Below are 9847 nucleotides of genomic sequence, written 5' to 3' on the forward strand. Positions count from 1 at the left end.
GACAGACCGTTGAGTTTCTGTTCTCGGAGAAGCGCAACATCCGGGCCGCAAGGTTATTTTTCAGGAAAGCTTTTGAGCGAAACGACAGGCCGGAGAGTATTACGCTTGATCGCTATCAGGCTAATCAGACGGCTCTTGTCGCAATTGATAATGAACATCGGCTCAGATATGAAAATGGAAAACCTCTTCAGCCAATCAGAATTCAGACAGGCAAATATCTGAACAACCGCATTGAACAAAGCCACCGCAGTATTAAAAGGCGCACCAAACCTATGCTTGGCTTCAAATCCAACACCTGTGCCAACATTATTTTCGATGGGATTGAGACAATCCAAATGATGCGGCAGGGACAGGCGTATTACGCCCGAAGTGCGCCCTTAAACCTCAAACAACAGTTTGAACTACTCATTCCGGTAAAGTGAAACGGCTACAACCAACTCAAACCGTATCCTCGTTTCCAAATGCGACAGAACCTTATTATTTACCTATAAATTCAATAAATTTATCTAATTCGTTAGAATTAACAACTCCAAAGGCACTAGAATATCCCTCCAAATCATCAGAATACCATGAAACATCCCCTCTTTTTAAATAAAATCTAGCAATATAAGATTTTTCTATTTTATTTATATGAAATACAGATACCAAAATCTTATCGTTAAATTTATTGTTCCATATTTTTAGCATCTGTATAACAAAGGTGAATAGTACATTTTCATTATTATTCTCTTCATTACAAAAATCGTCAATCCTAATAGAATTATGCCAAACTTCAAAATCTATCTCATCAAAAAAATTGGAACCCTTTGAAAAACCTACAGAAACATTCTTAAACCCCAAAACATACGTAGTAGCGTCTTGACTGACCAATTCAGTAAAGCCATTTTCTATAATTCTATTAAGGCATTTAGCTGGAATCTCAATCTTTGATGCCCGTAAGATTTTTTTCATCTCAAGATTAAATTTCATTTCAGATATCCCAAATAGGGTTCTGTCGCATTAAGTGATCAGCAACACTACACACCCATAACATGAGGAGTGTAATTTTCTCCGTCATGAGTTGCAATGTTCAAATATCGACGCTTCCCGCATCTGTTATTTTACACTGTCTGCAATGGTATCTGGCTTATTGTTTGTCACTTCGCAATCTTGAGGAGATGATCCAAGAGCATGAGATAATTGAGACAACCAGATGATACGGCGAGGACAGGCGGATTACGCCCGAAGTGCGCCTTTAAATCTCAAACTGCATTGCCAGTTCCAAATGCGACTGAACCCTTGAAACCGCTGCAATTATCTCAAATCGTATATTCTACCTTATCATCTAATTTTGATATTTTAACCGCATTTTGAATCATTTTTACAAGGAAAAATAAGCCTATTGGAATTCTCCAAAATCCCATTTTACCTTTTAAATATAGCATTGCCTTTTCTCTTTGTGCATACAAGTGGCCGCTATCTGCAGCTTGGAATAAGAGAGATATAGCCTTTGTCTTTGAAAGGTTATTTATATATTTGTTTCGGTACAACATATATAGCCAGTATTTAGCTGTAGGCAATCCTTTTTCACTTAATTTACTAAAAGCTAAAAAGGCCTCATTATATTTACCAATAGTATAAAATAATCTAGCACGATAAAATTCCCCAGAAATACTTCCTTTAATAGCAGCAAGGCTGTAATATTCTAAAGCTTTATCATAATTCAATTCGCTATAATATATATCCCCTAAATAGACTAAAGACCATAAGGACCCGTCATCTATCAGCTCTTGTAATATTTTCCTAGATAAATCATTTTTTCCATCTTTCATAGCTTGGAAAGCAGAAGTTAATTTCTCTAGATCAGGTTCTTTTTCAAAACCACTTTTCAGTTTTAAAACGTTACTCATATTTATACCTATTTCTTTTTTTGTTTATTTGGATCGTACATTTGCTCAATTCTAGTAGGAGGCTCAATTGGTATGGGCTTAGGACCTTCTTCACCTGTTAACAAACATCCTATTAATATACAAATTTGCCCTATCTTCTTTAAAGCTGAGGCTGTCTTCTGGACAGCCGGATCTTTTTCAGCCGTTTGAACAGCTGTTATACAATCTTCAGTCGAGTTACGAGGTATTTCATATTTCTTACCTGTTATTTGACCGGTGATGAAGCAGGAATCTCCAGTTGCGTAAGCATGTGCTGTGGTAATGGGATTTAGCCATTTAAGAATTCGTGGTACCAAACTACCACTTTGGCTTCCACAGTTGGCACTACGGATCATATCCTCTGTGATATCACCTGCAATTTTTGCCTGAACAACTTCTGCAATTTGTGATACTTCTTGGGTAGAATATTTTCCATTTGGGAACAGGTTAGAAACAACTGTCGCAACAGAAGGCCCTAAAAGTTCAATGCCTCTCTGTGTATTAGCAGTCATATTTTGCAAGTCTTGCGGTATCCCTTGAAACCCGTTCAGCGCTTCCGCAATACTGGTATCAGACCCATAGAACTGGACACCCCAGCTCTCATCCTTGGTAATGACCTGTGCCTGATCAAGATCACGGTTAAGCATTGCAACATCCTGAACCTGCTGATCCTGGTTGCGAATGATGATGTTGCCTTCACCAACCGTTGCGTTGGTATCCTGTTCGCGATCATGGCCTTCGATCATGCCGCCAAACGAGCCGCCATAAACCTGTTGCGGATTATTGTTCTCGTCCCTGCCAACACCCGTGCTGGCACTCAGGGTCATATCAAAGGCATCACCCTTGTCATGATCCTTAATTGTCGTCCAGCCTAACGTACCCGTATCAAGCGTCAGGTTCCCGGTATCCGAATTCAATACTGAACCATCAAGCTGGGTGTGATTGCCAACCTTGATATCAAGCTTGTCACCTGCATAGATTCCTGTCTGCTCTGTCACCCAGGCAACATCGCTGTCAGAATCACCAAAACCAACAGAAACACCACCTGTAACACCAGCACCTATTGTAATAGAGCCGCCTGCACTCACTGATGAGCCTTCGGCATGGCCCGTATCCTGACGTGACTGAACCGTCAGGTTATTGCCAACATCAAGCGAGATATCAGGAGCCGAGATCACAGCGCCCGCAATGGTCGTATCATTGTCGGATTTAATGTTGATTGAGTTGCCTGCGCTCAGGTAACTGTTTTCCTGCTGGATACCCCAGTTCTCACTGTCGGACTTACCAAATCCTCCTTCAATCTGTAGACCAAGGCTCGGACCTGTTGCCCCAATACTCGCACCAATACCGATACCTGCATTCCATTGCTGGCTCTTATAACCACCGGAATTATAGGATTGCGCACTCTCAATGATGATATCATTACCGGCAACAAGATTCAGATCATTGCCTGCTCTTGCATCTAATGCCCTTAGGCCGGAAGAACAACCTGTATCAGCATAAATTAATAACGAACCACAAACCTGCTGCTGTATATGCACACTCAATAAAGCAAGATTGACAGAAAATGCCGCCCTTCTTAAAAATCAAAAGCAGCCGGGGCTCTAGCTCAGATGGGAGGGCGCTGCAATCGCACTGCAGAGGTCAGGGGTTCAACTCCCCTCAACTCCACCAAGCTACCGCTTTAAATATGTAAGGTCATGCAGATTATGCCTGAGGTTGCCCTTAAACCTGAAACAGAAATTTACATTTTTTCTAGTAAAATGAAAAAACACCAATTGCTTGAGAAAATATATCATTCGTTTTAAGTGAGGTAGAAACTTAAGTTAGATCAATACTCCAATTGTTTAAAACTTCTATAACATTATCGTTTGAATCCGAGATCATAAATAAACTATGAACTTCATCCAAATGTTCTAGTTTTTTGATTATCAGCTTTGATCCAAAATCAAAGCTGATCGTTAGCACTTCATTTTTAAAGGTACACTTACTAACTCTTTCGCCTTTTATTTTATTAAAAAAAGAATTCAAATTACTTAAATCATCCTCACTATTAATACTGCCAAACTCACTCTCTATTATCCAATAACAATCAACAGTTAATAACTCAAATTCACCCACAACCCGAACATTGCGTCGAGATAAACGAGAGCCTTTATTTACATTCTCTAAAGCTTCTCTTACTCGTAAATGCGGTGTTCCAAATTCAAAAAAAACAGCACTGCCATATGATACACATGCATCCCATATAATTAATCCATTCGCAGCTTCAAAAAGTTCTTCAATATTAGGCATCTACTTCTTCCCAAACATTTCACGACCTATTTGAAGAATTTCTTGGTAACCATAGTTTTGGCCCGTAATTTCTTCATGTAATAATCTTGCCTGTGCCTTGCTTAAGGCTAATTTGGTAACAATATCTCTAAACTGCTTATTTTGAGCTTGATTATTCCCTGGCGTACCATCCTTATTTTTCTCTGAAAGATAAATATAATCATTTTTATCCGGTACATATACACTATATCCTGCATTTTTCATTGCCTGAATAACTAATTGGCGCTGATCATCAGTAATATATGTATTGGGTAAATCACCAGAACCTGCTGGTGTATATCCCTCCAGCTCGTATGTTCCATCCAGACGCGTTCTAGCGTAGATTGTTACTTCGCTACCATGAATATCTGTAACAATGACATCTACACGTCCAGCAGGTCTATCAGATGTAAGCTTAATGGTATTCCCATCAAGATCACGATACTCTTGGGTATCCACACTACCTGCCGGGGTGGGAATAAGTACAAGTAAAGCTCCACCCGCAACAGCGACAACTGTACCTGTTGATATCGCTACAGAGCCTCCCTTCAGTAGGGCTTTAGCTAAATCTGTTACTGAACTAGGATTAGAACATATTCCATCCGCAGTTATTGCTCCTTGGGCATGGGCAGTTGTAACAAACAAATCCTTAATAAGATTCTTATAATTCCACCCCTGTTGAGATGCTCCACAGCCCTTCAACTCTTCTAAAACCTTAGGATCTTTGGCTGCTTTCTTTGCGATATCTCTAGCCTGCTCAACCTCTTCTTTTTTCACTAATCCTTTTTTCTCAATATCGCTTGATATTGCATCAATTGCTTCTTCAAGGGTCTTCCCTATGACATTGATACCCTTAGCAGTATTATCAACCATATTCTGAAGGTCTTGAGGGATTCCTTGGAACCCATTCAAAGCTTCTGCAACACTCGTATCCGATGCATAAAATTGCGTGCCCCAGCTCTCATCCTTAGTGATGACCTGCGCCTTATCTAGATCTCGATTTAACGTTGCAACATCCTGAACCTGCTGGTCTTGATTTCTGATAATAATTGTACCTTCACCAACCGTTGCGTTGGTATCCTGCTCACGATCATGTCCTTCAATACTGCCCCCAACCGAAGTACCAGCCCCTGACACACGTTCACCCGATTTATTAGGATTGGGGCCATCATAGGCATGAACACCAACACTCATGTCAAAGGCATCACCCTTGTCATAATCCTTGATGGTCGTGAACCCGAGCGTACCTGTATCAAGAGTCAGATTGCCAGTTTCAGAATTCAGAACAGAACCATCAAGCTGGGTGTGATTACCAACCTTGATATCAAGCTTATCGCCTGCATAAATCCCCGTCTGTTCTGTAACCCATGCAACATCACTGTCAGAGTTGCCAAATCCGAATGATGCGCCACCTCCAGATGCAGAAGCACCAAAACCAATCGTGACAGAGCCTCCCATGTTCATTGAAGAACCTTCAGCATGGCCCGTATCCTGACGTGACTGAACCGTCAGGTTGTTGCCAACATCAAGCGAGATATCAGGAGCAGAGATCACTGCACCGGCAATCGTTGTATCATTGCCAGACTTAATGTTTATTGAGTTACCTGCGCTCAGGTAACTGTTTTCCTGCTGGATACCCCAGTTCTCACTTTCAGATTGGCCGAACCCAGCTTCGATATGAAGTCCTGCTCCAGCACCACCGGCACCCATACTCGCACCAATACCGATACCTGCATTCCATTGCTGGCTCTTATAACCGCCGGAATTATAGGATTGCGCGCTCTCAATGATGATATCATTACCGGCGACAAGGTTCAGAGTATTACCTGCTCTTGCATCTGTTCCGATCAGATGAATATTGTTGCCTGCATTGAGAGTTAAATTACCACCAGCATCTAGGGTCGTGCCATGTGCCAGAGCCAGCTCTTCATGAAGACTGCTCTTCTTGCCTTCACCGCCAATCGTCAAACTCGCAGAAACGCCAGCAAGACCGCCAGAAGCAGCCTTAATGGCATCAGTTGCTTTCAGCACACCGCTGACCATACCAATGGCTTCATAAGCTGCTCCACCATGGCCCGACTTGAAGGTCTCGGTAGCCTGCTTCAGGCTGTTAATTACATTTAGAATATTGGCGGTGCCTTTAGCGGTCACACCAATAAATTTCTCATCCTGTTTTGATGTAGTCGTGACCATGTCATAGGCAACGGTCGTATTAATGTCGTGCCCTGCTGTCAGGGAGATATCACCCGGTGAACGGATAACACCTGCCTGTATATTGATATCATTCCCGGCATTCATGACAACACCGTTACCACCCTGAATAACCGATGACACAACATAACTGCTGTCCATCGTTACTTCAGTTTTATTAGAATGATAACCGACCTGTACCTTGGCCTCTGTACTGTTTGCAGAGCCGCCTATACCAACACCCTGTTCCAGCTTCTTATGAGATGCCGTATAGCCATCAGCACCGGGTGTAATGTTGATATTGTTTCCAGCGTTAAGCATAGCTGTATCACCAGCCGAGATTGTTGACCCCTGAATGTTGATATCGTTGTTGGCGGTGATTATTACGTTACCACCCGCCGAGATATTGGAGCCAACATTGGTGATGGTACCAACAGTATCGGTTGTCGTTTTCTTATGCCAGATATCTGCCCAACCAGAGCCCCCGCCAAACAGGCTGGATTTGGTCTGGGAGTAACCGTGGTTTTCACTGTCCTGCCCGGCTGTGATGTTGACATTCGCTCCAGCTTTACCATTTTCACCGGCACCTGCTGCAAGGCGGATGTCTTCGCCTGCAATCAGGTCTGAGGCATGGATGTTGACGTTACCGGCCGCAGCAACCGTCAGGTCTCCACCTGCAACGATGGTTGAGGAGACGTTCTGCGTGTAGCTGTCAGAAGATGACCAGCTCTTCTTTTTCAGAACATTGCCACTCTTACCTGAGCGCTCATCACTGCCCGTGTTCTCAAGCGAGGTGATGGTGATCTCGTTTCCGGCAAGAAGAGAAGCATCACCAAGTGCAATTACGTTTGAGGCTTCGACACGAATGTCGTTGGCCGCATAGAGGCTCATATCACTGCCGGAGTAGAGTGTGCCGCCATGATAGGTCGTACTGCTCATATCCATGGAGCTCTTCTTCGAGTCATCCTGTCCATGATAACTCGTCACACTCGCTGTCAAAATAAGATCACCACCGGCTGCAAGATATAAACCGTCTCCGGCAATAATTGTACCACCAATATTCGCGAGATCACCCGATGTTCTGATCTGGACAATATCACCGGCAATGAACCCGCCGTCCTGTAAGTATTGAACCAGGTGGGTCGCGGTATCCGCCGCTGTAACCACACGGCGCTCATTGGTGAAGGTGCCCGCATCAATGGAGAGCATACTCTCCGCCAGCATTGCGCCGCTGTTGTAGATATTGTCGCCCGTGATGTAGAGATTATCAGCGGTGATCACGCCACCGTTCGACTTGCGCCATTCTTCAAGACGGTTGGTCGGCAGAACAAGCTGCGGAACAAGCACATCCTCGCCATTGATGTTCTGTGTCACATACCACAGGATTGGTTCAGACAGGTTCGCCCGCTGTTCAGCCGTCAGCTCATCACCCAGCTTAATATCCGGATTGGCTTTCAGGAAGTCGACAGTGCCCTGCCACAAAGCTTCCTGCTGCTCTTCAGGTGTGCGGTAGCGCGGATCAAGGATCAGGCTGCCCGTCTGGTCAAGCAGCGCCTGATTGAGCATGCGCTGTTCATTGGTTGGGTCTGCAAATATTTTGACTCCATCACGGATGTCACCAACCTGCTCAAGTATCCAGATCGGCCCACGCTTCGTGTCTTCCGCCCCTGCAAATGGGGAGGCATTGAGATAGGTGACATTACCAATCGTCACGCGGTTACCCGCACCAAGGCCGCCGACCCCACCAGTGCTTGGGCCCGTGAAGTAGTTGCTCAGGTCAATAACCGGGTCCGGCAGACGTGATGGTGCCGTTGGGCGGTTCGGGTCCGTGATGCCATTGATCAGTGTCGAGGAATCAATGATCACCGTCGAACCATCAAGGTTACCGGTGCTGATTGTTGAACCATTCGGAACATCCAGCTTCAGGGTTGCTCCTGCATAGATCAGGCCCGTCGTTTCTTTATATTCAAGCTGTCCAGCCTCAATGTTCATAAACTGGCCATCATTCAGCCAACCAAAATAGGGGCTTGGATCTTCATCCCCATCCCCTTCAATCTTCTCAACTGTGCGGTAAATACCTGTTTCACGGGACAGGTTCTGAATGCTGTTGGCTTTAATCAGCGCAGACTTTGACGCCAGAATAATTGAGGCATCATTGATCAGAGCATCCGTTGTAATAACCAGATTGCCACCTGACATAATCTGGGCGGCATTAGATGTTTCAGTGTAACTTACCCAGTATTCATTATACTTGGAAGCCGTATGCTGCCCAGCAGCCTTTTCAATAACCCGGCTTGGGTTGAACATAACTTCGAATTTGACAAGCTGATCTGTGCGCTTGTTGGTCAGTGTTCCACCAACATTGAGCACCATGTCACCCATGGACTGGATCGTTGAAGCCGTATTGGTCAGGTTGCCACCTGTGATCAGCTCCATATTCCCCATGGTGAATATCTCGCCACCACCCGGGAGGTAGATATTATCAATCCCAACCGTCAGAGACCCGTCGGTCTTCAGGAACAGATCATTACGCGCTGCCAGAACGCCATTGACCGTTACATCCTGACCAAGGGTCAGCGCCAGTGAGCCATCAACAATCAGGGATTGGCCCACATCAATCGTTAAGCCCTGATTGTACAGGGTCAGCGCCAGATCCTTGCCGTAGTTGAACACACCCTGATCAACCCCATTGGCATGAAACAGATCAAGATTGGCAGTCGACGCCGTCACACGGGCACTCTGCAGGCCCTGCACGATGGAATACCCGGCATTGTTCAGATGATTGGCCAGTGTGATCTGGAGGTCTTTACCCGAGATCGTTGCCGTACTGGCAGATGTGCCCGCATTGGTCAGATTGGCAGCAGACAGGATCAGGATACTATCCGAGAGCAGGATACCACTGTTGTAAATATCGCCACCAACAATCGCTGACAGGGCTGCCGCCTGTATCTGGGCACCGCTGCCATTCCACAAGGAGGCTGCAGTTGTCAGAAGGTTGTTCGTGACGCGAATGGTACCGGCATTGTTCAGCCCACCGCTCAGGATAAGACCTGCTGCAAGATTACCATTCTCCTGCCGGCTGATCTCATAGGCCGAGATACCGCCGGTATTGTTCAGGGTTGCAGCCTGAATGGTCAGGATATTGTTCGCTTCAACCTTACCGGCATTGTTGAGGTCAGCAGTCAGCTTTAACACGACATCCGTCGCACCCAGCCGCCCTGTCGCCTGATTGGTCAGGCCACCCGCTGTGATAATTAGCGTGTCATTGGCCAGTAACTCACCGGCATTGTTGAGACCGCCCTGCCCAAGGAACAGCTTCAGGTTCTCACCCGCAGCCTTGGAGCCCGCACCAGCGGCATAGGACGTCGCCGTGATATCAAGATCACCCGTTGTCTGCAGCGCGCCATCGTTGATCAGGGCTTGCGTAACAATGCTCA

Annotated in this window: 6 protein-coding genes; 1 reads left to right on the forward strand and 5 read right to left on the reverse strand. The window is 45.2% G+C overall.

Annotation, left to right across the window (positions count from 1 at the left end; genetic code table 11):
• Positions 1-422 (forward strand): DDE-type integrase/transposase/recombinase (locus tag WJT86_RS12070; protein WP_346337837.1); only part of this gene is annotated, 422 nt, incomplete at its 5' end.
• A 55-nt stretch (positions 423-477) separates the two neighbouring features.
• On the opposite strand, the gene WJT86_RS12075 is transcribed toward WJT86_RS12070, so the two are convergent.
• From WJT86_RS12075 to WJT86_RS12100, 5 genes are all read right to left on the reverse strand, one after another.
• Positions 478-969 (reverse strand): hypothetical protein, encoded by a 492-nt coding sequence (locus WJT86_RS12075; RefSeq protein WP_346337838.1) that lies wholly within the window; start codon positions 967-969, stop codon positions 478-480.
• Between the two features lie 329 nt (positions 970-1298).
• Positions 1299-1889, reverse strand: coding sequence for a tetratricopeptide repeat protein (locus tag WJT86_RS12085; RefSeq protein ID WP_346337839.1), 591 nt, complete (start codon positions 1887-1889; stop codon positions 1299-1301).
• A gap of 8 nt (positions 1890-1897) precedes the next feature.
• Positions 1898-3448, reverse strand: coding sequence for a hemagglutinin repeat-containing protein (locus WJT86_RS12090; RefSeq protein ID WP_346337840.1), 1551 nt, complete (start codon positions 3446-3448; stop codon positions 1898-1900).
• Positions 3449-3728: 280 nt separating this feature from the next.
• Positions 3729-4202: a hypothetical protein gene (locus WJT86_RS12095; RefSeq protein ID WP_346337841.1), complete on the reverse strand. Its 474-nt coding sequence runs from the start codon at positions 4200-4202 to the stop codon at positions 3729-3731.
• Positions 4203-9847 (reverse strand): hemagglutinin repeat-containing protein (locus WJT86_RS12100; RefSeq protein ID WP_346337843.1); only part of this gene is annotated, 5645 nt, incomplete at its 5' end.

The sequence above is a fragment of the Hohaiivirga grylli genome, assembly GCF_039655745.1.
GTDB lineage: Bacteria > Pseudomonadota > Alphaproteobacteria > Rhizobiales > Beijerinckiaceae > Hohaiivirga > Hohaiivirga grylli.